Origin of the sequence: Streptococcus sp. HMSC065H07 (genome assembly GCF_001837325.1) — a bacterium.
Classification (GTDB): domain Bacteria; phylum Bacillota; class Bacilli; order Lactobacillales; family Streptococcaceae; genus Streptococcus; species Streptococcus salivarius_H.
In genome coordinates, this window is record NZ_KV832052.1 from 1 (window position 1) to 840 (window position 840).

The 840-nt window shown below is 39.9% G+C and carries 1 protein-coding gene; it reads right to left on the reverse strand.

Going from position 1 to position 840, the window contains the following annotated elements; translation table 11 throughout:
• A partial coding sequence (locus HMPREF2637_RS10165) for a transporter substrate-binding domain-containing protein (RefSeq protein WP_070840174.1) occupies positions 1–763 on the reverse strand: 763 nt, incomplete at its 3' end.
• Positions 764–840: the final 77 nt, after the last annotated feature.

Consider the following 840-nt stretch of genomic DNA (forward strand, 5'->3'; position numbering starts at 1 on the left):
GCCATTTAGCAATCAAATCGTTGGTATAATCAATCAACTCTTGGTTAGACTTGCTTGAAGCAATACCGTACTCTTGTGTTTTGAAACCTTCATCAAGGATCTTGGTTTTATCACTTTCGTACCCTGACAAGATTGATTTATCACCAGCAAAGGCATCAATACGGTAAGCATAGAGTGATACGGCTAACTCAGGATAAGATCCGAGTTGAACATAGTCAAACTTAAGGTTATTAGCTGAAGCGTACTCTTCAACAGCAGCTTTGGCAGATGACCCTTGAGACACTCCAATAGTTTTACCGTTAAGGTCAGAAAGTTTTTTATAGCCAGATTTGGTTTGAACGAGGAAACCAATTTGGTCGTAGTAGTAAGGAGTTGACATGGCATATGAAGCCTTACGCTCATCTGTAATGGTATAAGTAGCGATAAGCATGTCAATAGTCCCGTTGTCCATAAGGGCTTCACGAGTTTGAGGAGTAACCGCTGTAAAATTCACCTTAACCTTAAGTTCTTTGGCGATTTTCTTAGCGAGGTCAATTTCCATCCCTTGATAGGTATTAGTTTTGGCTGAGTAGTAACCAAAGTTTGGGACATCCTGTTTGACACCAACGTTTAGAGTCCCTTTTTTGACAATTTTTTGAATTGCAGCACTATTGAGTAGTTTACTGCTTTCATCTGCCTGACTACTTTTAGTGTTCCAGAGGAGAACTGCTACAAAAGCTATAACAGAGATAGCTAAAATGCGACTAAGTTTCTTGATTAACATAAGTCCTCCTTAGGCATCCACTTGGACACGATCAGAGTTATGGTCGATAATCTTAGAAAGGAATTGAACCGCACGAG